The organism is Pseudomonas sp. NPDC012596 (assembly GCF_042902325.1).
In the GTDB taxonomy this organism is placed as follows: domain Bacteria; phylum Pseudomonadota; class Gammaproteobacteria; order Pseudomonadales; family Pseudomonadaceae; genus Aquipseudomonas.
Window position 1 is genome coordinate 28,355 of record NZ_JBIBEB010000019.1, and the last position, 23,614, is coordinate 51,968.

Sequence of the window (23,614 nt, forward strand, 5' to 3'; positions counted from 1 at the left end):
GAGGGAAGCCAAACAGCTGCCGCAGTCAATGCAGACCGCCGCTCAGCAGTGAGGATCACGCGCCTGGACTAACGCACGGTAGTGCCCGGGGTTGCAGCCAAACCACTTGCGAAAGGCCTTGTAGAACGAGCTGCTGTCGGCAAACCCCAGCCGCTCGGCGATGTCCGCCATGGCGGGTTCAGCCTCGCTGAGCCAGGCAATCGCCAATTCACGTCGCACGCTGTCCTTGAGCCCTTGATAGGTCTGCCCTTCCTCGGCCAGGCGCCGACGCAGGGTGGAAGGCGACAAGCACAATTGCCGGGCCAGGGCGTCGGCGTCGGGCCACTGGTTCGGGTGCCGATGCAACAGATCGTTGCGCACACGCCGCCCCAGGCTGGCGGGGTCGCGATACTTGACCAGAATATTGCCCGGCGCTTCGGCTAGAAAGCGTTGCAATTCCTGCGGCGTACGCTTGATTGGCAGGTCAAGGCTGTCGGCGGCAATGATCATTCGCGTACGCGGCCGGTCGAATTGCAAGCTTTCCGAAAACATGACCCGGTAATCATCGCAGAACGAAGGCTCGGCGCAGCGCAGGTCGATGGCCAGGATCGGGATGCGCCGGCCCGCCAGCCAGCAGGCCACGCCGTGCACGATCATCCAGAAAGTGAAATAGGTGAAGGCTCGGCGCGGCTGTTCGCGGGGTTCATTGATGACGATTTCAGCGAGGCTCTGCTGGCGTATCAGGGTTGGATGCAGGTCCGCGAGCATCAACGAGAGAAAACCCAGCGCGACGTCCAGCCCCTCACCGAGCGTCGGCTGGGCCATGGCTGCACGGGTCATGAAGGCCAGGCTGCCGACGGCCAGGCCACGCGGGTCCATAGCGAAAAATTCATCATTGCAGCGCCGCGCCAGCAGCCGCCAAAGCTGGGCATAGGCATCAGCACTCACCCGCGCCTCTGGCAGCTCAAGCTGCGCCGGGTCTATACCAGCACGCCGCAGCACACCGACATCGGGTTGCCCTGCCGGGCAGGTCTGCAACAGCGCTTCGCGCACCAATTGCATGGAGATGGTGTCTTTTTCGCTCATCGGCCATCCAGGTTGATCTGTGCCGGCCATCTTAGGCCCGGTCAAAAAAAACGCCAGCCCTGCCTCACGGGTTGGCGGCCAGGCCTAGGAATGCCTGTATCAAACGTAGTTCGCGACGACGCTCCAGGCAGCCGATCATGTGCTGGTTGACCAGGCCCTCACCCGCCAGCGGCCGCGCCACCACACGCGGATCGTTGGCCACCTCGGTAGACGAAACCACCCCCACGCCCAATTCCGAAGCCACCGCCTCGGTGACCGCCTCGCGGCTGTCCAGCTCCAGCAATACACGGGGGTGCACCCCAGCTGCAGCACAGGCTTTGTCGAAGGTACGGCGGGTGGTCGAACTGGGCTCTCGCAATACCATGATCTGCTGGTCTAGCTCGGCCAACGGCAAATCATCCTCGCCGCTCGCCCAGGCATGCCCCGCCGGCAGCAGCGCGCACAGGCGCGACTCGCACAGGGCCTGCAGGTACAGGCCCTTGCGCGGTTCGATCTCGGTCAGCACGGCAACATCGGCATGTTCGGAAAGCAATGCCGCCAGCGTCTCCTGGGCATTGCCCAGGCGCAGGTTGACGGTGATGCCAGGGTAACGCTCGCGCAGCTGAGCGAGCATCGGCATGACCCGGTGCGGGCCATCCGCAGCGACCTCCAGGCGGCCAGTGAGCAACTGCCGATTGGCCTCGAGCATGGCCTGTGCCTCTTCCGCCAGGCCGAACATGGCCCGGGTAATGGCTGCCAGGCGGGTGCCCTCTTCGGTCAGCTCGACCCGCCTTGCGGTGCGCCGCAACAAGGTGATCTGGTAGTGCTCTTCCAGCGCCTTGACGTGCCCGGTGACCGCCGGCTGGCTGATGAACAACCGCGCGGCGGCGCGCGTAAAGCTGCCTTCGCGGGCAACGGCATCGAAGGCACGTAGCTGAAACAGGTTCATATTTATCGGCCTGGCTTATAGCTCGAATAACAACAAACAATTTGATTGATAGGGAGGGGAATTGCAACCTAGGCCCCGTAGTTTCAACGCCAGATCTTCCGGCTGACCACCCGCCGCTTGTGAGGAACCACGGAATGAGCACCGCCCCGATCCTGTTGACCCCCGGCCCCCTGACCACCTCCACCCGCACCCGCCAAGCCATGCTGGTGGACTGGGGCTCCTGGGACCGCGACTTCAACCAACTTACTGCCAGCGTCTGCGAACAATTGCTCGCCATCATCGACGGCAGCGCCAGCCACCACTGCGTCCCCCTGCAGGGCAGTGGCACCTTTGCCGTGGAAGCCGCCATCGGCACCCTGGTACCACGCGACGGCAAAGTGCTGGTACTGATCAACGGCGCCTACGGTCAACGCCTGGCAAAGATCTGCAAGGTTCTGGGGCGCACCTACAGCACCTTCGAGACCGCCGAAGACCAGCCGACCACCGCTGCCGATGTCGATCGCCTGCTGGCCGCTGACCCGGCCGTGACCCACGTGGCGTTGATCCACTGCGAAACCAGCACCGGTATCCTCAACCCGCTGCCGGAGATTGCCCAGGTGATCAAGCGCCACGGCAAGCGCCTGATCATCGATGCCATGAGTTCGTTCGGCGCGCTGCCGATCGATGCCCGCGCAATCCCCTTCGAAGCATTGATCGCCGCCTCCGGCAAATGCCTGGAAGGCGTACCGGGCATGGGCTTCGTCTTCGCTGAAAAAACCGCACTGGCCGCCGCAGAAGGCAACGCCCACTCGCTGGCCATGGACCTGCATGATCAGCACACGTACATGGCCAAGACCGGCCAGTGGCGCTTCACCCCGCCCACCCACGTGGTCGCCGCCCTGCACGAGGCGCTGCAGCAGTACAACGAGGAAGGCGGCCTGCCCGCCCGCCATCAGCGCTACGCCGACAACTGCAAGACCCTGCTCGACGGCATGGCTGCCATCGGCCTGCGCAGCTTCCTGCCGGCCGACATCCAGGCGCCGATCATCGTCACCTTCCACGCCCCGAACGACGCTCGCTATCAGTTCAAGGATTTCTACGAACGGGTTAAAGCCAAGGGCTTCATCCTCTACCCAGGCAAGCTGACCCAGGTCGAGACGTTCCGCGTCGGCTGCATCGGCGTGGTCGGCCCGGACGGCATGCAAGCCGCTGTAAATGCCGTGGCCGACGTGCTACGGGAAATGGAAGTGCTGGATATCTAACCCTTTGCCCACCCGATTTCAGGAATCAGCGCACATGAACTACAGCAACCCTACCCAGCTGCAAGCCGCCATCCTCGACTGGGCCGGTACCGTGGTCGACTTCGGCTCCTTCGCCCCAACGCAGATTTTTGTCGAAGCCTTCGCCGAGTTCGACGTGCAGGTGTCCATTGAAGAAGCCCGTGGCCCGATGGGCATGGGCAAGTGGGACCACATACGCACCCTGTGCGACGTGCCTGCCATCGCCGAACGTTACCGCACAGTCTTCGGCCGCACTCCGACTGACGATGACGTCACCGCCATCTACAACCGCTTCATGCCACTGCAGATCGAAAAGATTGCTGTGCACTCGGCGCTGATCCCTGGCGCCCTGGACACCCTGACCGGCTTGCGCAACGGCGGCCTGAAGATCGGCTCGTGCTCGGGCTACCCGAAAGTGGTGATGGACAAGGTGGTGGAACTGGCCGCGCAGAACGGCTATGTCGCCGACCACGTGGTGGCCACCGACGAAACCCCGAACGGCCGCCCATGGCCGGCCCAGGCGCTGGCCAACGTGATTGCCCTGGGCATCGACGATGTGGCGGCCTGCGTGAAGGTTGACGATACCGTGCCGGGCATCCTCGAAGGTCGCCGCGCCGGCATGTGGACCGTGGCCCTGGTGTGCTCGGGCAACGCGCTGGGCCTGACCTGGGAAGGGTACCGGGCCTTGAGCGCAGAGAAGCTGGAGAGCGAGCGCAAGCGTATTCACGCAATGTTCGAAAGCTCGCGCCCGCACTACCTGATCGACACCATCAATGAACTGCCGGAGGTGATCGCCGACATCAACCGCCGCTTGGCCAAGGGGGAGATGCCGCAGGCGTTCTGACCAATCAGTGCAGTGCGCATCGTGGGCAAGCCCGCCCCTTACAGGGATTATGGTGAACCTGTAAGGGCGGGCTTGCCCGCGGTAGCGTCATATCAGACCGCCCGGTTCAACTTCACCCAGGACGCGAACTTGTCGATGAAGCCCTGCAAAAATGGCCGGGTCTTGTCACCGAGCTTGCCGCTGTCCTCGAACAGGGTCGCCGCCCCACCGATGTAGGCCTCGGGCATCTGCATGCACGGCATGTCGAGAAACACCAGCGACTGACGTACGGCATGGTTGGCACCAAACCCGCCAATGGCCCCCGGCGACACGCTGACCACCGCAGCCGGCTTGCCACTCCAGGCGCTTTGCCCGTAAGGCCGTGAGCCTACGTCGATGGCATTCTTCAGCGCACCGGGTACCGAACGGTTGTACTCCGGGGTAACGAACAGCACCGCATCACTGTGGCGGATCTCCTCGCGAAAACGTTTCCAGGGCTCTGGGACGCCAGCGGCCTCGACATCTTCGTTGTACAACGGCAAGTCGCCGATCTCTATGATTTTCAGGTTGAGACTGGACGGCGCCAGCTCTGCAAGGGCGCGGGCCACCTTGCGGTTGTAGGAGTCCTTGCGCAAGCTGCCGACGACGACCGCTACCGAATACACCTGGCTCATGGCGATTTCCAACCTTTGCTGGGTAAGAGACTTGGTAGTTATAGATGACCGTTCTTCGGCGCTTTGGTTTTTTTTAACGAGGCGGAAAACTTCCGGGTACCTTCCACGGTCTATCCATGCAGACATTTCCTACGTATTTCAGAGGTTTTCACCTAAATGGCAGCAGTAATGGTCGGCCAATTCCACGCCCGTGACGCCGAAGGCCGTATCTACCCCGTTCACGAGTTCCAGGAGTCCACCCTGCAGACCGATGGCAGCGCCATGGGCTCGCCGATCACCACCTATCGCCTGGCCATCGGCGACCGGGTCAACCACCTGGGTGAAGACCGCTTCGAACTGGCGCAGACCGGCGTCGAGATCATTCGCATTCCTTGACGCAATCCACGGTATAGGTGCCGGTCTCGTTCTGCAGGCCGTGCACATCGGCGACAAAGCCCGGGAAACCGCTGTTGAAGGCTCGGGCAAACGCCAAATAGTCGAGGATCGAGCGGGTCGCTTCGGTGAACCGCTCGCCTGGCATGATCAGCGGGATGCCGGGTGGGTACGGCACCAGCATCACCGCCGCGATGCGGCCGAGCAGCGCTTCTATCGGCACCGCCTCCACCTCTCCACGCACCATCTGGTCGTAAGCCCGAGCCGGGCTGAGTGCTGCATCCGGCAAACGGCTGAATAGCCGCTTGAGCTGCTTGGCCGTGGCATTCACGCGGTAGCAGTCATGCAGCTGGTCGCACAGGTCACGCAAGCCGATACCTTGATAGCGCGCCCCATCGACCGCAACGATGCTGGGCAGGCACAGCTTCAAGGCAGTGTTGGCATCATAGTGGCGTTTGAATTCCAGCAGTTCGGTCATCAGCGTGCTCCACTTGCCCTTGGTGATACCCATGGAGAACAGCACAAGGAAGCTGTACAGCCCGGTCTTCTCCACCACCAGCCCGCGCTCCCAGAGAAACTTGCTGACCACCGCTGCTGGAATGCCATGCTCACCTGGAACGCCGTCGGCACTCAGCCCTGGCATCACCAGGGTAACCTTGAGCGGGTCGAGCAGCACATAATCGTCAGCCACCTCGCCAAAGCCATGCCATTGCGCCCCCGGTTGCAGCAGCCAGTCCTGCGCGGCTAATTGGGTAATGCCCTCTGCTGCCGGCGGTTGCCAGATGCTGAACCACCAATCGCCTGCGGCGATGTGCTCGCGCAGGTTGGCCAGGGCACGCCTAAAGCTCAGCGCCTCGTCGAACATTTCCTGCAGCAGCGACCGCCCGGCGGGGCCCTCCATCATGGTCGACGCTACATCCAGTGACGCCAGGATGCTGTACTGCGGGGAAGTGGAGATGTGCATCATGAATGCTTCGTTGAAGCGGTCGCGGTCCAGTTGCCGCTGCGCACCGTCCTGCACGTGGATCATCGACGCCTGGCTGAAGGCTGCCAGCAGCTTGTGCGTCGAATGAGTGCTGAACACCAGCGGGCTCCCCTCCGTGCACTCGGTGCCCATGGCATAGCGGCCGGTGAAGAACTCGTGAAACGCCGCATAGGCGAACCAGGCCTCGTCGAAATGCAGCACCTCGGCGCTGCTGCCCAGGGCCTGCTTGATCAGCCCGGCGTGGTAGCACAGGCCGTCATAGGTGGAGTTGGTCACGACCGCCAGTTTGATGCGCGGTTCACGGCCCTTGGCCAAAGGGTTGGCCAGTATCTTGGACTGGATCGACTCGGGGCTGAACTCACTGAGAGGAATCGGCCCGATGATGCCTAGCTCATTGCGCTCCGGGCACAGGTAGATGGGGATGGCGCCCGTCATGATGATTGCGTGCACTACCGACTTGTGGCAGTTGCGATCCACCAGCACCAGGTCGTCGCGGCCGACCATGGCGTGCCAGACAATCTTGTTGGCGGTGGAGGTGCCGTTGATGACGAAGAACGTATGGTCGGCACCGAAGTTGCGCGCGGCGCGGGCTTCGGCCTCGGCCAAGGGCCCGGTATGGTCGAGCAATGAACCTAGCTCCGGTACCGAGACCGACAGGTCAGAGCGCAGCGTGTTCTCGCCAAAGAATTGATGGAAGGCCTGCCCCACCGGGCTTTTGCGATAGGCCACACCACCGCCGTGGCCGGGTGTATGCCAGGAATAGTTGGACTGTGCGGTGTGCTGCACCAGCGCCTTGAAGAACGGCGGCAGCAGGCCGTCGAGGTAATTGTGCGCGGCACGGGCCACCTGGCGGGCCAGGAAGGGCACGGTGTCTTCAAACAGGTAGAGGATGCCGCGTAGCTGGTTGAGCTCGCTCATGGCCTCGGCGGGGGCGTTTTCCAGGGTGACCTGTTCGCCCAGGGCGAAGATCGGCAGGTTAGGCGCACGCTGGCGGGCCAGGCGAATCAGTTCGGCGATGTTCTGCAGCAGGTGGGTGTTTTCGCCAATGCCTTCAGCGGCGATCAGCATGCAGGCCAGGCCGTGATGGGTCGCAGCGACCAGGCGCGCTTCGGCGTTATCCGCGGCGGCGAGGATGGCGAAACCGTCCTGGCGCAGCTCTTCGGCGATCCCCCGCACGCGTTCGCCGGCAACGCTGTCGGCCTTGATGGCGCGGTGGACGATGAGGATCGGGAACTTGAGGTCCTTGTACATCAGGCGGCTACCTCCGAAGGACGGATCGTCCATCTCAGGGTAGTTGAGCCTGATGGTTTAAGTGCCGGCCCTGTCGCCGGTACGGACGATCAGCTAGCCGGCAGGTGTTTCGGTCAAGGCCTGCCACATCGAAGGCCCGCCCGCCGACTTGGCAATTGCCGCCAGACGCTCGGCATGCGCCTCCAGCTCCTCGGCATTGGCCATGATCACCCGCCCTGGCGCACGCCCGGTAATGCGGCGAATCTCGCTGCCACCGCTGCCTTGGCCATCGTTGTCACCGTCCTGCCCGTTGCCAGCCAGCGAAAGGCTGGTCTGGCCACCGGTCATCGCCAGGTAGACGTCGGCCAACAATTCCGAGTCGAGCAATGCGCCGTGCAGCTCACGGCCGGAGTTGTCGATGTCGTAACGTTTGCACAGCGCGTCGAGACTGTTGCGCTGGCCAGGGTGGCGGGCACGCGCCAGCAGCAAGGTATCGAGAATGGTGCAGTGCTGCGAAATATCGGCGCGGTCGCGCTGCCCCAGCAAGGCGAATTCGTTGTTGATGAAGCCGACGTCGAACGCCGCGTTGTGGATGACCAGCGTGGCGCCCTGGATGAATTCGAAGAACTCGTCGGCCACATCGCCGAAACGAGGTTTGCCGATCAGGAAGGCGTCCGTGATGCCGTGGACGTTGATCGCGCCCTCGTCACTCTCGCGGTCCGGCTGTAGGTACACGTGGAAATGCCGACCGGTCAGGCGCCGGCCCATGACTTCCACGCACCCGATCTCGATGATCCGGTGGCCTTCGCTGACCGGCATGCCGGTGGTTTCGGTATCGAGAATGACCAGGCGTTTATCTTGTTGCTGCTGCTCCACGCGGGGCGCTCCGACTTGCATCAGTTACAAAGCCGGGGATTGTACCCCAGCTCAACGCTTGGCGCGCACCTCGTCGACACCACGGTTGGCTAGCTGGTCGGCGCGCTCGTTGCCAGGGTGGCCGATGTGCCCGCGCACCCACTTCCAGGTGACCTTGTGCCGGTTGACCTGCTCATCGAGCTGCTGCCACAGGTCGGCATTCTTCACCGGCTCTTTCGCGGCGGTCTTCCACCCGCGTTTCTTCCAATTGACCATCCACTCGTTGATGCCCTTCATCACGTACTGCGAGTCGGTGGTCAGCACCACCTCGCATTCGCGCTTCAGCGCCATCAAACCCTGGATCGCAGCCATCAGCTCCATGCGGTTGTTGGTGGTTTCGCGCTCGCCGCCCCACAGTTCCTTTTCGACGCCCTTGTAGATCAACAGGACGCCCCAGCCGCCGGGGCCGGGATTGCCCTTGCAGGCACCATCGGTATACAGCTCGACGCTATCGCTCATGTACCACTCATGTTCAGTGCTTTTCGGTGTCAGGGCTTGCCGCAGTGCGGTTGACCTTGGCCAGGGGCAATGGCAGCAACTTGCCCATCGGCTCGCGGCGCTCGAGGCGCAGCGGCCTCAGGCCAACCACCATCTTGCGCGCCACCAGCAGGTAAACCCCGCCGCCCGAGCTTTGCCAACCGCCTGCAACCCGTTCCCAGCCCGCCAGGCGTTGTTGCCAGGCCGGCGAGGCAAGCGGCGGACGATAGCACCCGAAGCGGCGTTTCTCCAGCGCGAAGCCCAGCAGGTTGAGCCAGTCGCCGACCCGGGACGGCGAGATGCAGCGGGCCTTGCGCAACGCGCCATGGCTAAAGAAGTGGCGCACGCCCCAGCTGCTCCAGGGGTTGATGCCAACGATCAGCAGGTGGCCACCCGGGCGCACTGCGCTGGCTGCCTCGCGCAGCAGGCCATGGGGCGACAGGCTGAAGTCCAGGCCGTGCTGCAGCACGACCACGTCGGCGGCGTGCTCGCTCAACGGCCAGGCCTGTTCCTCGCAGACAATCTCCACCCCCGGCAACGGCGCACCCAGGCGCACGTTGCGCTGCACCTGGGGTGCGCTGGGCGGCGCTTCGGCGCAGGGGCCGTAATGCACCAGGTAACCGCCGAAGAAGCGCCCGAGCTCTTCCTCCAGCAGCTTTTCCTCTTCCTTCAGCATCAGCTGGCCGAGCGGGCCGTTGAACCACTCACGGGCCAGGCTGATCAGTTCGACCCAGTCCGGGTCGGCCTGGGCAAAGGCTTGGTCGGTCATTACGCTCTCCCTCGAAGGTTCTCGCACCGCGCCATCGCGGCTAAGATGCCCTCATGTGCCACGCTTGGCGATACGGATCCGCACCATGATACAGATCGATGCTCTCCCCGCTTTCTCCGACAACTACATCTGGTTGTTACAGGATACTGCCAAACGCCGCTGTGCGGTGGTCGACCCCGGTGATGCCAGCCCGGTGGAAGCCTGGCTGGCCGCCAACCCCGGCTGGGTGCTGGAAGACATCCTGGTGACCCACCATCACCAGGACCATGTCGGCGGTGTGGCACGGCTCAAGCAACTGACCGGTGCCCGCGTCTGCGGCCCGGCCAACGAGCAAATCCCCTGTCGCGACCTGGCCCTGGACGAGGGTGACCAGGTCACGGTGCTGGGCCTGACCTTCCAGGTACTGGCCGTGCCTGGCCACACCTTGGGCCATATCGCCTTCTTCAGCCCCCAGCCTGCCACGCCCGTGCTGTTCAGTGGCGACACGCTGTTCGCCGCCGGTTGTGGGCGGATGTTCGAAGGTACGCCGGAGCAAATGCAGCCTGCCCTCGCCCGCCTGGCGGCGCTGCCTGAACAGACCGAAGTGTACTGCGCCCACGAATACACCTTGAGCAACCTGCGCTTCGCCAAGGCTGTTGAACCGCAAAACCCACACGTTCTGCAACGTTTCGAGGACGTTACCCGGTTGCGCGCCGACAATCGCATCACCTTGCCATCAACCATAGGCCTGGAACGGCTGACCAACCCCTTTTTGCGCACCTCTGAAACATTAGTTAAACAAAAAGCAGACGAATGGAAGGGACGTTCAAACGACACGCAGGTCACTGTTTTTGCTGCCTTGAGGTCTTGGAAGGACAGCTTCTGATAACCTGAAGATATATCGCAAAGTGCCACGGAAGGTTGACCCGGCTGGATGCGGTTTCTAGAATCGCCGAAATTTTTTGCCCGGATACCTGTCCCAGCCGATGTCTTCCCGTAGCCGCAGAACCTCTCATTCAGTCGCCTTGACGCGCCTGGCCCAAATCAGTGCGCTGGCGCTGGCCGCCACCCTGGTGGGCTGCCAGAGCACCCGTCAGCTCGACGAATCCGACAGTGTTCGCGCACACAGCTACCAGGCGCGGATCAAGCACAAGCCAGCTCCGCTCGCGGTGAAACCCGTCGAGCAGGCGCCACAGGATGTGTGGGAACGCATGCGCCAGGGCTTCGCGCTGCAGGACAGCATCGACGTTAACCCGCGCATCGAGCAGCAGCGCCTGTGGTTCGCCAGCAACCCGACCTTCATCGAGAGCGCAGGCGAACGCGGCAGCCTTTACCTGCATTACATCGTCGAGCGTCTCGAAGAACGCAACATGCCGCTGGAGCTGGCCCTGTTGCCCGCCATTGAAAGCGCCTACAACCCGATGGCCTATTCCCGCGCAAGCGCCGCAGGCATGTGGCAGTTCATGCCCGCGACCGGCCGTCACTTCAACCTGCGCCAGACCAATTTCTACGACGGCCGCCGCGACGTCACCGCGTCGACCAATGCCGCGCTGGACTACCTGACGCGCCTGCACGACATGTTCAACGGCGACTGGCTACTGGCCCTGGCCGCTTACAACGCCGGTGAAGGCACCGTCAGCCGGGCCATCGAGCGCAACGAGAAGCTCGGCCTGCCGACCGACTACTGGAACCTGCCCCTGCCGCAGGAGACCCGCGACTACGTGCCCAAGCTGCTGGCCCTGTCGCAGGTGGTCTCGACCCCCGAGGCCTATGGCGTAAACCTCAACCCGATCGCCAACGAACCCTACTTTGAAGCCGTCGCCATCAACGACCGCCTTGACCTGTCGCGGGTCGCCGCCTTCGCCAACATCGACGAAGACGAGCTGATCCAGCTCAACCCGGCGTTCAAGAAGCGCATGACCGTGGACGGCCCCAAGCAACTGCTGGTGCCGACCGCCAAGGCGCAACTGCTGTCCGCCAGCCTGTCCAACCTCAAGCCAGAACAACTGGTCAGCCTGCAGCCGAACAAGGCCGTGTTCGCCCGCGCCGTTGCCGAAGGCAGGGCGCCGGCAACAGCGCGCAGCTACCGGGTGAAGCGTGGCGACAACCTGAGCACCATCGCCAAGGCCAACCGCGTATCGGTCAAGGACATCCAGCGCTGGAACAAGCTGCCGGGTAACCGCGTGAAGGCCGGCCAGGTGCTGGCATTGCGCGGCGGCAATGCTCCAAGTGCAGCGGGTAACCGCGTCGCAGCGTCCTCGAAGCGCTCGACCCAGTACAAGGTGCGCAAGGGTGACTCGCTGTATTTGGTGGCAAAACGTTTCAATGTCGAGATGCAACACCTCAAGCGCTGGAATCCGCGCAGCGGGCATGCGCTGAAGCCAGGCCAGACCCTGACCGTCTACCTGTCGCATTGATGTAGCACTGTGGGAGCGGCCTCGTGTCGCGAAAGGGCTGCGCAGAAGCCCCGATGTTCTTGCAGCGGCATTGAAACCGGGGGCCGCATTGCGGCCCTTTCGCGACACGAGGCCGCTCCCACAGGCTGAGCGCCCACGCTCAAATCTGCCTCAGGCACACCCTTTTTCCAACCCCGCCAAGCTGTTACTGTACGCCGACCAAAGCCCAACGCCTCTGGATCGGATGCCGACTTGATACGTCCCCTCCTGCTGTCACTCAGCCTGGCCTTGAGCTTTCCCGCAGCCGCGATGGTGAGCGAAAGCCACGGATACGCGCAGTTCGGCACGCTCAAGTACCCAGCCACATTCACCCACTTCGATTGGGTCAACCCGCAAGCGCCCAAAGGCGGTACCTTGCGGGCCATGGCATTCGGCACGTTCGACACGCTCAACCCCTACACCTTCAAGGGCTCCAGCCCGGTCACCACGCCGAATTTCTTGCAATACGGCATCAGCGAGCTGAACGAGACGCTGATGGTGGGCACCGGCCAGTACGACCCTTCAGGTGACGAACCTACTTCCAGCTACGGCCTGATCGCGCGCTCGGTGGAGTACAGCGAGGACCGCAGCTGGGTGGTGTTCAACCTGCGCCCGGAAGCCCGTTGGCATGACGGCCAGCCGATCACGTCGGCGGACGTGGCCTTTTCCTACCGCACCCTGCTCAAGGAAGGCCACCCGATCTACCGCACCAACCTGCAGGAAGTACAGCGCGTCGACATCCTCGGCCCACTGCGCATCCGCTTCGTTTTCAAGCGCGCTGGTAACCCGCTGCTGATCCTGCGCCTGGGTGAAATGCCAGTGCTGCCCAAGCACTATTGGCAAGGCCGCGACTTCCAGGCCACTACTTTCGAGCCACCCCTGGGCAGCGGCCCCTACCGTATCACCCAGGTGCAACCAGGTCGGCGCCTGGTGTTCGAGCGGGTGAAGCGCTACTGGGGCAAAGACCTGGCGGTGAACCGCGGTAAATACAACTTCAACCGCGTCGAGTACGAGTTCTACCGTGACGCTACTGTGGCGTTCGAAGCGTTCAAGGCCGGCGAGTTCGACATTTATATCGAGCACCAGGCGAAGAACTGGGCCAACGGTTACAACTTCCCGGCCGTGCGCCGTGGCGAGGTGATCAAGGCCCAAATCCCTCACCGCATCCCGACCCAGACCCAGGGCCTGTTCATGAACAGCCGCCGGGCCACCTTCAGCGACAGTCGGGTGCGTCAGGCGCTGGGCCTGATGCTCGATTTCGAGTGGACCAACCGCGCCCTGTTCAGCAGTGCCTACCGCCGCTCGACCAGCTATTACCCCAACAGCGAGTTTGCGGCCTCCGGCTTGCCGACGGGCAAGGAGTGGCTGCTGCTGGCGCCGCTGCGCGACCAGTTGCCTGCAAAACTGTTCACCCAGCCCTACCAGGTGAGCCACACCGACGGGCGCGGCATCAGCCGCCAAACCCTGCGCCAGGCCTTGAGCTTGCTCAATCAGGCCGGCTGGAATCTCGACGGCCAACGCCTGGTAGACAAGAACGGCAAGCAGCTGCGCATGGAGCTGTTGCTGGTGAACCCTAACCTTGAACGCATTCTGCAGCCTTATGTCGAAAACCTGGCCAGCATCGGCATCGATGCCCATTTGCGCACCGTCGACCGTGCCCAGTACAAACAACGCCTGGACCAGTTCGACTTCGACATGATCCTGATGACCCTGAGCCAGACCTTGAGCCCCGGCCTCGAACAGTGGTTGTACTTCCACTCAAGCCAGGCCGCGATGAAAGGCAGCAAGAACTATGCTGGGGTCAAGGACCCGGTGGTCGACCACCTGCTCGACACCTTGCTCGCCGCGCGCACCCGCGACGACCAGGTCGCCGCCGCCCGCGCCCTGGACCGCGTGCTTTCATGGCAGTACTACATGATTCCCAACTGGTATCTCGACAATCACCGCCTGGCCTACCGCAATCGGTTCGGCTTCGTCACCACGCCGCCTTACACCCTCGGGCTGAACACCTGGTGGCTAAAGACTTCGGAGAAAGCCCAATGATGCCCAGCAACCGCCTGCGCCAGCTGGCAGGCAGCCTGTTGCTCGCCTGCCTGAGCCTGCCGGCCCTGGCCGCACCGCAGCACGCACTGACCCTCTACGATGAAGCGCCGAAGTACCCAGCCAGCTTCGCGCATTTCGACTACGTGAACCCCGATGCGCCCAAGGGCGGCACCTTCCGTCAGTCCAGCTTCGGCGGGTTCGACAGCCTCAACCCGTTCATCAACAAGGGCGTCGCCGCCGAAAACGTCAGCGCCATCTACGACACCCTGATGCGCCAGAGCCTGGACGAGCCGTTCACCGAGTACGGCTTGGTGGCCGGCAAGATCGAAAAGGCCCCGGACAACAGCTGGGTGCGTTTCTACCTGCGCCCCGAGGCACGTTTCCACGACGGTCACCCCATGCGCGCCGATGACGTGGTATTCACCTTCAACGCCCTGATCAAGGACGGCGCACCGCTGTACCGCCAGTACTACGGCGACGTCGCCGAAGTGGTCGCCGAAGACCCGCTGCGCGTACTGTTCAAGTTCAAGCACAGCAACAACCGCGAACTGCCGCTGATCCTCGGTCAACTGCCTGTGCTGCCCAAGCACTGGTACGAAGGCCGCGATTTCAACCGCGGCAACCTGGAGATCCCGCTGGGCAGCGGCCCGTACAAGATCACCGAGGTCAAGGCCGGCCGTTCGATCCGTTACGAGCGGGTCAAGGACTACTGGGCAAAGGACCTGCCGATCAACCGTGGCCAGTTCAATTTCGATGCCATGACCTTCGACTCCTACCGCGACAACACTGTCGCCCTCGAGGCGCTCAAGGCCGGCCAGTACGACTACGGCCTGGAGGTCAGTGCAAAAAACTGGGCCACTGCGTACAACGTGCCGGCGGTACGTGACGGCCGCCTGATCAAGGAAGAACTGCCCAACGGCAACCCCACCGGCATGCAGGGTTTCATCTTCAACCTGCGCAAGCCGGTGTTCCAGGACATCCGCGTGCGCCAGGCGCTGAGCCTGCTGCTGGACTTCGAGTGGACCAACAAGCAACTGTTCAACGGCGCCTACACCCGCACCGGCAGCTACTTTGAAAACTCCGACATGGCCGCCAAGGCCCTGCCCTCCCCAGACGAACTGAAAATCCTCGAACCGCTGCGCGGCAAGGTGCCCGAGCAGGTGTTCAGCGAGGCCTTCCACAACCCGGTCACCGACGGCAGCGGCATGATCCGCGAGCAGCAGCGCCAGGCTTACAAATTGCTGCAGGAAGCCGGCTGGAAGATCGTCAACGACAAGATGGTCGACAAGGACGGCAAGCCGGTCGCCATCGAGTTCCTGCTGGCCCAGACAGAGTTCGAGCGCATCCTGTTGCCGTTCAAGCGCAACCTGGCTGACCTGGGCATCGACCTGAACATCCGCCGCGTCGACGTTTCGCAATACATCACCCGCCTGCGCTCACGCGACTTCGACATGATCGTCAGTGGTTATCCGCAGTCCAACTCGCCCGGTAACGAACAGCGCGAGTTCTGGTCCAGCGTTGCGGCAGACAACCCCGGCAGCCGCAACTTCATGGGCCTGCGCGACCCGGCCATCGACCAACTGGTGGAGCAACTGATCAACGCCGACTCGCGCCAGAGCCTGATCAACCACTGCCGCGCCCTCGACCGCGTGCTGCTGTGGGGCTACTACGTGATCCCCAACTGGCACATCAAGACCTGGCGCGTGGCCTACTGGAACCATATCGGCCACCCCAAGGTTTCGCCCAAGTACGACGTCGGCATCGACACCTGGTGGATCAAGCCAGGCGTCACGCCTGCCGTGACCGAAGCGCCCGTGGAAGAGGCCAACTGACATGCTGGCCTACATCCTGCGCCGCCTGCTGCTGATCATCCCGACCCTGTTCGGCATTCTGGTCATCAACTTCATCATCGTCCAGGCCGCCCCCGGGGGCCCGGTGGAACAGATGATCGCCAAACTCGAAGGCTTCGAAGGCGCCACCAGCCGCATTGCCGGTGGCGGCGCCGAGGTGGCCGTGGCCGGTTCCAACTACCGCGGCGCCCAGGGCCTGGACCCGGCCTTGATCGCCGAAATCGAGCGCATGTACGGCTTCGACAAGTCACCGCCCGAGCGCTTGTGGATCATGGTCAAGAACTACGCCCAGTTGGACTTCGGCGACAGCTTCTTTCGCGATGCCAAGGTCATCGACCTGATCATGGAGAAGATGCCCGTGTCGATCTCGCTGGGGCTGTGGAGCACATTGATCATGTACCTGGTGTCGATCCCGCTGGGGATCGCCAAGGCGGTGCGTCACGGCAGCCATTTCGACGTCTGGACCAGCTCGGCAATCATCGTCGGCTACGCCATCCCCGCGTTCCTGTTCGCCATCCTGTTGATCGTGCTGTTCGCCGGTGGCAGTTACTTCGACTGGTTCCCGCTGCGCGGGTTGACCTCGAACAACTTCGACGAGCTGTCTACCACCGGCAAGGTGCTCGACTACTTCTGGCACCTGGTACTGCCCATCACCGCATTGGTGATCGGCAACTTCGCCACCATGACCCTGCTGACCAAGAACAGCTTCCTCGACGAGATCAACAAGCAGTACGTGGTCACCGCCAAGGCCAAGGGCCTGAGCCGCCCGCGCGTGCTCTACGGCCACGTGTTCCGCAACGCCATGCTGCTGGTGATCGCCGGCTTCCCCTCGGCATTCATCGGCATCTTCTTCACAGGCTCCTTGCTGATCGAGGTGATCTTCTCCCTCGACGGCCTGGGCCTGATGAGTTTTGAAGCCGCGATCAACCGCGACTACCCGGTGGTGTTCGGCACCCTGTTCATCTTCACCCTGCTGGGGCTCGTGGTGAAACTGATCGGCGACCTCACCTACACCCTGGTCGATCCGCGCATCGACTTTGCCAGCCGGGAGCACTGACATGGCCTTGTCCCCTCTCAATCGTCGGCGCTTCGAGCGCTTCAAGGCCAACCGCCGGGGCTGGTGGTCGCTGTGGCTGTTCCTGATCCTGTTCGGCCTGAGCCTGGGCGCCGAGCTGATCGCCAATGACAAACCGATTGCCGTGCGCTACGACGGTGAGTGGTACTTCCCAGCCTTCAAGCGCTACCCGGAAACCACCTTCGGTGGCGAATTCCCGTTGGAAGCCAATTACAAGAGCCCGTACATCCGCGAACTGCTGGCCCAAAAGGACAGCTTCGTGTTGTGGGCGCCGATCCCGTTCAGCTACCAGAGCATCAACTACGACCTGCGCGTGCCCGCCCCCGCTCCGCCCTCGGCTGACAACCTGCTGGGCACCGACGACCAGGGCCGCGACGTGCTGGCGCGGGTGATCTACGGCTTCCGCATCTCGGTGCTGTTCGCCCTGACCCTGACCCTGCTGAGCTCCGTTGTCGGCGTGATTGCCGGCGCACTGCAAGGCTTCTACGGTGGCTGGGTCGACCTGGTCGGCCAGCGCTTTCTGGAGATATGGTCCGGTTTGCCGGTGCTGTACCTGCTGATCATCCTGGCCAGCTTCGTACAGCCCAACTTCTGGTGGCTGCTGGGCATCATGCTGCTGTTCTCGTGGATGAGCCTGGTGGACGTGGTGCGCGCCGAGTTCCTGCGCGGGCGCAACCTCGAATACGTGCGCGCCGCCCGCGCCCTGGGCATGCGCAATGGCGCGATCATGTACCGGCACATCCTGCCCAACGCGATGATCTCGACCATGACCTTCATGCCGTTCATTCTCACCGGCGCCATCGGCACCCTCACCGCCCTCGACTTCCTCGGCTTCGGCCTGCCACCCGGCGCGCCGTCGCTGGGCGAGCTGGTTGCCCAGGGCAAGTCCAACCTGCAGGCGCCGTGGCTGGGCATCAGCGCCTTCGCCGTGCTGGCGATCATGTTGAGCCTGCTGGTATTCATCGGCGAGTCCGCCCGCGATGCCTTCGACCCGAGGAAGTGAAATGAGTGAACAGAACCTGATCGAAGTGCGCGACCTGGCGGTGGAGTTCGTTACCGGCGACCAGGTCAACCGCGTGGTCGACGGCATCAGCTTCGATATTCGCAAGGGTGAAACGTTGGCGCTGGTGGGCGAAAGCGGCTCGGGCAAGTCCGTGACCGCCCACTCGATTCTGCGCCTGCTGCCCTACCCGTTGGCTCGCCACCCAAGCGGCACCATCGGCTACGAGGGCAAGGACCTGCTGCAGCAAGGCGAAAAAGCCATGCAGCGCATTCGCGGCAACCGCATTGCGATGATCTTCCAGGAGCCGATGACCTCGCTGAACCCGCTGCACTGCATCGAAAAGCAGATCAACGAAATTCTTCTGATACACAAAGGCCTCACCGGCAAAGAGGCCACGGCGCGCACGCTGGAGCTGCTGGAACTGGTAGGCATTCCAGAGCCGCGCAAGCGCCTGAAGGCCTTGCCCCACGAGCTGTCCGGCGGGCAGCGCCAGCGGGTGATGATTGCCATGGCGCTGGCCAACGAGCCGGAGCTGCTGATTGCCGATGAACCGACCACGGCCCTCGACGTGACCGTGCAGTTGAAGATCCTGGACCTGCTCAAGGAACTGCAGGCGCGGCTGGGCATGGCGCTGTTGCTGATCAGCCATGACCTCAACCTGGTGCGGCGCATTGCCCACCGGGTGTGCGTGATGCAGCGCGGCAAGATTGTCGAGGAGGCCGACTGCGCAACCTTGTTCAGCGCACCGCAGCACCATTACACGCAGATGCTGATCAATGCCGAACCCAGCGGCGGGCCTGCGCACAACCCTGTGGGGGCACCGCTGCTGGAGGTCAATGACCTGAAGGTGTGGTTCCCGATCAAGAAAGGGTTGCTGCGGCGCACGGTCGATCACGTGAAAGCCGTGGACGGGATCAACTTCAGCTTGCCCCAAGGGCAGACGCTGGGGATTGTTGGTGAGTCCGGGTCGGGCAAGTCGACGCTTGGGTTGGCGATCTTGCGCTTGATCTCAAGCCAGGGTGGCATCCGTTTCCACGGGCAGTCACTCGAAGGGTTGAACCAGAAGGAAGTACGGCCCCTGCGCCGGGAGATGCAGGTGGTGTTTCAGGACCCGTTTGGCAGCCTGAGCCCACGGATGTGTGTGGCAGATATCGTTGGCGAGGGGCTGCGCATCCACAAGATCGGCACCGCCGAAGAACAGGAAGCGGCGATTATCGCCGCGCTGGAGGAAGTGGGACTGGACCCGCGTACCCGCCACCGTTACCCCCATGAGTTCTCCGGTGGCCAGCGCCAACGTATCGCCATTGCCCGAGCACTGGTATTGAAGCCCGCATTGATTCTGCTGGATGAACCGACGTCGGCGCTGGACCGGACGGTACAGCGCCAGGTCGTGGAGTTGCTGCGCAATCTTCAGCAAAAGTACAACCTGACGTATCTGTTCATCAGCCATGACCTGGCGGTGGTCAAGGCGTTGAGTCATCAGCTTATGGTGATCAAGCACGGGCATGTGGTGGAACAGGGTGACGCGCAGGCCATCTTCCATGAGCCCCAGCATCCGTACACCCGCAAACTGCTGGAAGCCGCGTTCCTCAAAGTAGAGGCGGTCGGCACCCAGCAATAGTTTGCAAAAGCCTACCTTGCAAGCCGTGCAGGAGCGGGCTTGCCCGCGATCACGGGCAAGCCCGTGCCATTCGACCCAGCCCGACCACTTGAAATCTCAGCAGCAGAAAATCGACGGGTTGATCTGCCAGGCGTCAGAAATCAATCGTGCCCGAGAACTTCACCAACCGCGGATCGCCCTGGGTCATGTAACCGCCATTGGCCGAGGCCCAGTAGTTCTTGTCGGTGAGGTTTTCAACGTTCACCCGTAGTGTCAGGTCTTTCTCGGCGAGCTTCAGCTTGTACCGGGCGCCGGCGTCGAAGCGGTTCCAGGTCGGCAGGCTGAGGTTGTTGGCGGCGTCGACGTACTGACCACCGGTGCGCAACATCCGAGCGTTGAGCGCCAGGCCAGGGACGCCGGGCACATCCCAGTCCACGCTGGCGTTCAGCTGGAAGGTCGGCACGCCGATGGCGTGGTTGCCGTCGTTGGTACCGTTCAGGGTTTTCTTCTGCTCAGACGTCATGCGCGTACCGCCCGCCATCAGGCGCAGGCCTGCGATGGGTTCGCCATACACACTCAGCTCCAGGCCTTTGTTGACCTGCTCGCCATCGCGGATATAGGTGTTACCCAGGGTATAGCCATCCGACGGCTTTTCGATGCGGAACACCGCAAGGTTCGCGCCATAGGTCTGCTTGTCCAGCTTGATGCCCGCCTCAAGCTGTTTGGTGCGACCGGGTGGGAACATCTGACCCGCGTTGACGGTGTTGGCCGGCGCGGTCGGGCCCTGGGCCAGGCCCTCGATACGGTTCGCGTACAACGAGATGCTGTCGGTCGCCTTGAACACGATGCCATAGACCGGTGTAGTGACGCCTTTCTCATAGGGGTCGCCATTGCGGCTGCCATCTTTGGAGGGGTTGATAGCGCTGCTGGGGCTGGTGCCATCGTAAAAGTAATTTTCCACCCGCAACTGCTGGCGGCGTACGCCGTAGGTCAGCAGCAGCCGGTCGTCGAACATGCCGACCGTGTCGGAAATGGCAATGCTGCGGTTACGGGTTTTACCGGTCACACCTGGGTCACCCATCTCGCCACCCGTGCTACTCACATCCGTCGGCTTCGTCAGCGCCACAGGGTTGTAGATATTCGTGTTGCCTGCGGTGGAGCGATAGAAGGTGTAGGCGTTTTTCTGCTGCGTCCACAGGGTTGTGGCGCCCACTGCGATCTGATGGCTGAAGGGGCCGGTCTGCAGGCGGCCGTTGAGACCGGCGCTGAAACTGGTGTTGTCCTCACCGTGAACGATATCCGACCCGGAGAGCGTGGCCAGGCCGCTATTGCCGACCAGCACCGGCGTGCCGTAGGTACCGTGCTCGCGGGTATGCCGGGCGCCGCCAGCCAGATAGGCGGTCCAGCTTTCGTTCAAGTCCCATTCACCACGGGCCATGCCGAAGGTGTCTTCCGACTCGCTGTAGCTCCAATCCTGGCCGTAGTTGCGGCTGGCGTCCGGCGCCGTCGGCACTTTGCTGGCTGTTCCCGGGCGCACCGAATTGCGCAGGTGGTTGATGCGCTGCTTCTGGTAGCCGACGTCGGTCGAAAGACGGAAGCCGTCGCCGCGGTAGTCCAGGCCGGCAGTGAACAGCTTGGTGCGCTGGTCCTGGTCATCGACGGCAGTTTCGCCTTCGCGCTGGCTCAGGTTGAGGCGTGCGCCAAAGCGGTTGTCTTCGCCAAAGCGCTGGCCGATGTCCAGGTGCTCGCCGATGCGCCCATCGGAGCTGATGTCCTGGGTGTAGCGGCGGGTCGGCACGTCGTCGGCGCGCTTGGGTTGCAGGTTGACGTTACCGCCCAGGCCGGTGCCGGTCGGGCTCACACCGTTGAGAAAGGCATTGGGGCCTTTGAATACCTCGACCCGCTCCACACCGTCGGTGGACATGATCTGGCGCGGCAGAATGCCGTACAGCCCATTGAACGAAATGTCGTCCCCGGCCAGCGGCAGGCCACGGATCACGAAGACCTTGGACTGGTTACCGAAACCATACGACTCGCGCACTGACGGGTCATTGGCCAGTACATCGCCAATGTCCTCGGCCTGCTGATCCTCAATCACCTTTGACGTGTAGCTGGTCATGGTGAACGGGACATCCATGTTGTCCTGGTTGCCCAACACCCCCATCTGCCCACCCCGTGCGACCTGGCCACCGGCAAATGCCTCCGGCAGCGCGTTGGGGCTGGGCTTCACGGCATCGGCGTTGACGTCGGTGGCTTGGAGCTGGATCGGTACGCCAGCGTGCGCCATCAACGTTACGGAACAGCAGAGCGCCAGCAAGGCTGGGCGTGATGGAAAGCGAGACGCCATCGTTCGAATCCTGACAGGGAATAGGGAATAGGGAATAGGAGTGAGGGCGTAAATGTTAATGCTTCGCAAATACAAACATCAACCTGCAACGCGGCCAAATGCCATGTACTGGACAAGCGGCGTCTGAAGTCTTCACCGGGCGAGCATGCTAAAGCGCTGGCGACAACGCGTATTGGAGCGATGTGCTCTGCCGGGGGAGTTGCTCCCCCGGCGCTTTGCAGGCTTGGCTTCAGGCTTGGGCGGCTTTGCCCACCTCTAGTTCGCAGTCGGCCGCCATCCCCTCGCGCATCCGCTGTGCATCCCGGCTGAAGCACCGCGACGCCGCCAACAGAAACACCATGGTCAGCATCAGCGCCACGGGTATCAGGTACATGGCGTCATGCAGCCCTTCGGCCTTGAACGCCTCGTTCATTACTGCTTCCCCCGCCGCGTCCATCGCGGCCACGGCGAAGTGGTCCGACAGCCCCCCGACCACCACCGGGCCCAAGCCGCCGCCGAGCAGATACAGGCCGGCGAAGTACAGGGCCATGGCCGTGGCCCGCAGGCGGGGTTGCACTACGTCCTGGATCGCGGTGTACACACAGGTGTAGAAGTTGTACGAAAACAGCCAACCGACACCGAAAACGGCCACGAACAGGCCCAGTTCGATACGCCCGGCGTGCAGCGCCCAGGCGGTGGCCAGCGTTGCCACCAGCATGCTCACCACGGCGAACAGCAGCCGACCGTTGGCGAACCGCTGATGCACCTTGTCGGCCACCCAGCCGCCGAGGGTCAGCCCCACCAGGCCGGTCAGGCCGACGATCATGCCGGTGGCCACCGCTGCCTGCTGCAGGGGCAATTCGAAGTAGCGCTGCAGCATCGGCACCATGAACGAATTGCAGGCGTAGGACGCAAAATTGAAGGTCAGGCCGGCCAGCACCAGCCAGGCGAATGTAGGCACGCTGAGTACCCGGCGCAGGGGGTGGTCCACTGGCGCCTGGGAAACGGCTACCGCCTCCGCCGCGCCACGTGCGGGCTCGCGGATCATGAACAGGAACAGCGCCAGCAGCACGCCGGGCACAGCGGCGATGAAGAACGGTGCTCGCCAGCTGCCGAAGGCCTGGACCATGGCGCCGATGGTGAAAAAGGCCAGCAATAAGCCCAACGGCAGGCCGAGCATGAAAATGCCCATTGCCCTCGCCCGCCGCTCGGCGGGAAACAAATCGCCGATCAGCGAGTTGGCGGCGGGCGCGTAACTGGCCTCGCCGATGCCCACCCCCATGCGTACCAGCAGGAAACTCCAGAAACTGCCGACCATGCCGTTGACCGCCGTCAGCCCGCTCCAGGCCATCAGCCCCCAGCCCATCAAGCGGCTGCGTGAACCGGTGTCGGCCATGCGCGCCAGCGGCAGGCCGGCGATGGCGTATACCAAGGTGAAGGCGGTGCCGATCAGGCCGATCTGGAAGTCGCTGAGGTGCCACTCCAGGCGGATCGGTTCGATGATGATGGCGGGGATAGTGCGATCGAAGAAGTTGAACAGGTTGGCCAGGAACAGCAGAAACAGAATGCGCCAGGCGTTGCTCGCTTGGGTGGCGGTCGGCATTGTCGGGTCCCTCGTTATTGTTGTTCGGGGCTTCCAGCACGCCTGACGAATCTACCGGGGGATCGAGGATCCGTCTGCCAACATTGACAGCGCTGATAACGTGGAATGGGGATCGCCGCGTCTATCCCGGTTCAGCGCGCTCCAAATGGCTATCTGCAGAAACTTCCTACAGCGTTTTAGGAAGCCGAGAAGTCCCCCGCGAA

At 63.0% G+C, this 23,614-nt stretch carries 19 protein-coding genes; 10 read left to right on the forward strand and 9 right to left on the reverse strand.

Annotated elements, in window-relative coordinates; all coding sequences use genetic code 11:
* Positions 1-42: 42 nt before the first annotated feature.
* Positions 43-1,065, reverse strand: a complete 1,023-nt coding sequence (locus ACFY68_RS20955) for an AraC family transcriptional regulator (protein ID WP_387531223.1) — start codon at positions 1,063-1,065, stop codon at positions 43-45.
* Positions 1,066-1,129: 64 nt separating this feature from the next.
* Positions 1,130-1,993, reverse strand: a complete 864-nt coding sequence (locus tag ACFY68_RS20960; protein ID WP_387531226.1) for a LysR substrate-binding domain-containing protein — start codon at positions 1,991-1,993, stop codon at positions 1,130-1,132.
* Between the two features lie 134 nt (positions 1,994-2,127).
* On the opposite strand from ACFY68_RS20960, the gene ACFY68_RS20965 reads away from it, so the two are divergent.
* Both ACFY68_RS20965 and phnX read left to right on the forward strand, forming a co-directional pair.
* Positions 2,128-3,234, forward strand: coding sequence for a 2-aminoethylphosphonate--pyruvate transaminase (locus tag ACFY68_RS20965; protein WP_387531229.1), 1,107 nt, complete (start codon positions 2,128-2,130; stop codon positions 3,232-3,234).
* 34 nt (positions 3,235-3,268) lie between these two features.
* On the forward strand, positions 3,269-4,096 hold the full coding sequence (gene phnX, locus ACFY68_RS20970; protein ID WP_387531232.1) for a phosphonoacetaldehyde hydrolase: 828 nt from the start codon (positions 3,269-3,271) through the stop codon (positions 4,094-4,096).
* A 92-nt stretch (positions 4,097-4,188) separates the two neighbouring features.
* Here the strand turns inward: phnX and ACFY68_RS20975 are convergent, their stop codons facing one another.
* Complete coding sequence (locus ACFY68_RS20975; protein WP_387531235.1) at positions 4,189-4,749, reverse strand: NADPH-dependent FMN reductase; 561 nt, start codon at positions 4,747-4,749, stop codon at positions 4,189-4,191.
* 156 nt (positions 4,750-4,905) lie between these two features.
* Here ACFY68_RS20975 and ACFY68_RS20980 point away from each other — a divergent pair, with 156 nt between their 5' ends.
* The gene (locus ACFY68_RS20980; RefSeq protein ID WP_387531238.1) at positions 4,906-5,124 is read left to right on the forward strand and encodes a hypothetical protein; all 219 of its coding nucleotides are present in this window, start codon (positions 4,906-4,908) and stop codon (positions 5,122-5,124) included.
* Here ACFY68_RS20980 and ACFY68_RS20985 read toward each other — a convergent pair.
* From ACFY68_RS20985 to ACFY68_RS21000, 4 genes are all read right to left on the reverse strand, one after another.
* Entirely contained in the window at positions 5,108-7,357 is a 2,250-nt protein-coding gene (locus tag ACFY68_RS20985; protein ID WP_387531241.1) for an Orn/Lys/Arg decarboxylase N-terminal domain-containing protein, read from the reverse strand. The genes ACFY68_RS20980 and ACFY68_RS20985 overlap by 17 nt on opposite strands.
* Positions 7,358-7,450: 93 nt before the next feature.
* The gene (dnaQ, locus tag ACFY68_RS20990) at positions 7,451-8,155 is read right to left on the reverse strand and encodes a DNA polymerase III subunit epsilon (protein WP_387531428.1); all 705 of its coding nucleotides are present in this window, start codon (positions 8,153-8,155) and stop codon (positions 7,451-7,453) included.
* 108 nt (positions 8,156-8,263) lie between these two features.
* The gene (rnhA, locus tag ACFY68_RS20995; protein ID WP_012315304.1) at positions 8,264-8,710 is read right to left on the reverse strand and encodes a ribonuclease HI; all 447 of its coding nucleotides are present in this window, start codon (positions 8,708-8,710) and stop codon (positions 8,264-8,266) included.
* Positions 8,711-8,723: 13 nt separating this feature from the next.
* Entirely contained in the window at positions 8,724-9,497 is a 774-nt protein-coding gene (locus ACFY68_RS21000) for a methyltransferase domain-containing protein (RefSeq protein WP_346615104.1), read from the reverse strand.
* A gap of 85 nt (positions 9,498-9,582) precedes the next feature.
* On the opposite strand from ACFY68_RS21000, the gene gloB reads away from it, so the two are divergent.
* From gloB to ACFY68_RS21035, 7 genes are all read left to right on the forward strand, one after another.
* The gene (gene gloB, locus ACFY68_RS21005) at positions 9,583-10,362 is read left to right on the forward strand and encodes a hydroxyacylglutathione hydrolase (RefSeq protein WP_387531246.1); all 780 of its coding nucleotides are present in this window, start codon (positions 9,583-9,585) and stop codon (positions 10,360-10,362) included.
* A gap of 100 nt (positions 10,363-10,462) precedes the next feature.
* Complete coding sequence (locus ACFY68_RS21010; protein WP_387531249.1) at positions 10,463-11,893, forward strand: transglycosylase SLT domain-containing protein; 1,431 nt, start codon at positions 10,463-10,465, stop codon at positions 11,891-11,893.
* A gap of 231 nt (positions 11,894-12,124) precedes the next feature.
* Positions 12,125-13,954, forward strand: coding sequence for an extracellular solute-binding protein (locus ACFY68_RS21015; protein ID WP_387531252.1), 1,830 nt, complete (start codon positions 12,125-12,127; stop codon positions 13,952-13,954).
* The gene (locus tag ACFY68_RS21020) at positions 13,951-15,786 is read left to right on the forward strand and encodes an extracellular solute-binding protein (protein ID WP_387531255.1); all 1,836 of its coding nucleotides are present in this window, start codon (positions 13,951-13,953) and stop codon (positions 15,784-15,786) included. The genes ACFY68_RS21015 and ACFY68_RS21020 overlap by 4 nt, the downstream gene beginning before the upstream one ends.
* 1 nt (position 15,787) lies before the next feature.
* Positions 15,788-16,861 (forward strand): microcin C ABC transporter permease YejB, encoded by a 1,074-nt coding sequence (locus ACFY68_RS21025; RefSeq protein WP_387531258.1) that lies wholly within the window; start codon positions 15,788-15,790, stop codon positions 16,859-16,861.
* A 1-nt stretch (position 16,862) separates the two neighbouring features.
* Complete coding sequence (locus tag ACFY68_RS21030; RefSeq protein WP_346615110.1) at positions 16,863-17,882, forward strand: ABC transporter permease; 1,020 nt, start codon at positions 16,863-16,865, stop codon at positions 17,880-17,882.
* A 1-nt stretch (position 17,883) separates the two neighbouring features.
* Positions 17,884-19,503, forward strand: a complete 1,620-nt coding sequence (locus tag ACFY68_RS21035) for an ABC transporter ATP-binding protein (RefSeq protein ID WP_346615111.1) — start codon at positions 17,884-17,886, stop codon at positions 19,501-19,503.
* Between the two features lie 133 nt (positions 19,504-19,636).
* Here ACFY68_RS21035 and ACFY68_RS21040 read toward each other — a convergent pair whose 3' ends face one another.
* Together ACFY68_RS21040 and ACFY68_RS21045 are read right to left on the reverse strand one after the other, a co-directional pair.
* Entirely contained in the window at positions 19,637-21,829 is a 2,193-nt protein-coding gene (locus ACFY68_RS21040) for a TonB-dependent receptor (RefSeq protein WP_387531262.1), read from the reverse strand.
* A 229-nt stretch (positions 21,830-22,058) separates the two neighbouring features.
* Entirely contained in the window at positions 22,059-23,411 is a 1,353-nt protein-coding gene (locus ACFY68_RS21045; RefSeq protein WP_387531265.1) for a spinster family MFS transporter, read from the reverse strand.
* Between the last annotated feature and the right edge of the window lie 203 nt (positions 23,412-23,614).

What these genes read in the sequence shown, in the direction of transcription:
- dnaQ (WP_387531428.1), bottom strand. Translation starts at nt 8,155, where the DNA reads ATGCCGGTCAGCGAAGGCCACCGGATCATCGAGATCGGGTGCGTGGAA.
- ACFY68_RS21025 (WP_387531258.1), top strand. Translation starts at nt 15,788, where the DNA reads ATGCTGGCCTACATCCTGCGCCGCCTGCTGCTGATCATCCCGACCCTG.
- ACFY68_RS20955 (WP_387531223.1), bottom strand. Translation starts at nt 1,065, where the DNA reads ATGAGCGAAAAAGACACCATCTCCATGCAATTGGTGCGCGAAGCGCTG.
- ACFY68_RS20980 (WP_387531238.1), top strand. Translation starts at nt 4,906, where the DNA reads ATGGCAGCAGTAATGGTCGGCCAATTCCACGCCCGTGACGCCGAAGGC.
- ACFY68_RS21035 (WP_346615111.1), top strand. Translation starts at nt 17,884, where the DNA reads ATGAGTGAACAGAACCTGATCGAAGTGCGCGACCTGGCGGTGGAGTTC.
- gloB (WP_387531246.1), top strand. Translation starts at nt 9,583, where the DNA reads ATGATACAGATCGATGCTCTCCCCGCTTTCTCCGACAACTACATCTGG.
- ACFY68_RS20960 (WP_387531226.1), bottom strand. Translation starts at nt 1,993, where the DNA reads ATGAACCTGTTTCAGCTACGTGCCTTCGATGCCGTTGCCCGCGAAGGC.
- ACFY68_RS21040 (WP_387531262.1), bottom strand. Translation starts at nt 21,829, where the DNA reads ATGGCGTCTCGCTTTCCATCACGCCCAGCCTTGCTGGCGCTCTGCTGT.
- phnX (WP_387531232.1), top strand. Translation starts at nt 3,269, where the DNA reads ATGAACTACAGCAACCCTACCCAGCTGCAAGCCGCCATCCTCGACTGG.
- ACFY68_RS20975 (WP_387531235.1), bottom strand. Translation starts at nt 4,749, where the DNA reads ATGAGCCAGGTGTATTCGGTAGCGGTCGTCGTCGGCAGCTTGCGCAAG.
- ACFY68_RS20985 (WP_387531241.1), bottom strand. Translation starts at nt 7,357, where the DNA reads ATGTACAAGGACCTCAAGTTCCCGATCCTCATCGTCCACCGCGCCATC.
- rnhA (WP_012315304.1), bottom strand. Translation starts at nt 8,710, where the DNA reads ATGAGCGATAGCGTCGAGCTGTATACCGATGGTGCCTGCAAGGGCAAT.
- ACFY68_RS21020 (WP_387531255.1), top strand. Translation starts at nt 13,951, where the DNA reads ATGATGCCCAGCAACCGCCTGCGCCAGCTGGCAGGCAGCCTGTTGCTC.
- ACFY68_RS21000 (WP_346615104.1), bottom strand. Translation starts at nt 9,497, where the DNA reads ATGACCGACCAAGCCTTTGCCCAGGCCGACCCGGACTGGGTCGAACTG.
- ACFY68_RS21030 (WP_346615110.1), top strand. Translation starts at nt 16,863, where the DNA reads ATGGCCTTGTCCCCTCTCAATCGTCGGCGCTTCGAGCGCTTCAAGGCC.
- ACFY68_RS21010 (WP_387531249.1), top strand. Translation starts at nt 10,463, where the DNA reads ATGTCTTCCCGTAGCCGCAGAACCTCTCATTCAGTCGCCTTGACGCGC.
- ACFY68_RS20965 (WP_387531229.1), top strand. Translation starts at nt 2,128, where the DNA reads ATGAGCACCGCCCCGATCCTGTTGACCCCCGGCCCCCTGACCACCTCC.
- ACFY68_RS21045 (WP_387531265.1), bottom strand. Translation starts at nt 23,411, where the DNA reads ATGCCGACCGCCACCCAAGCGAGCAACGCCTGGCGCATTCTGTTTCTG.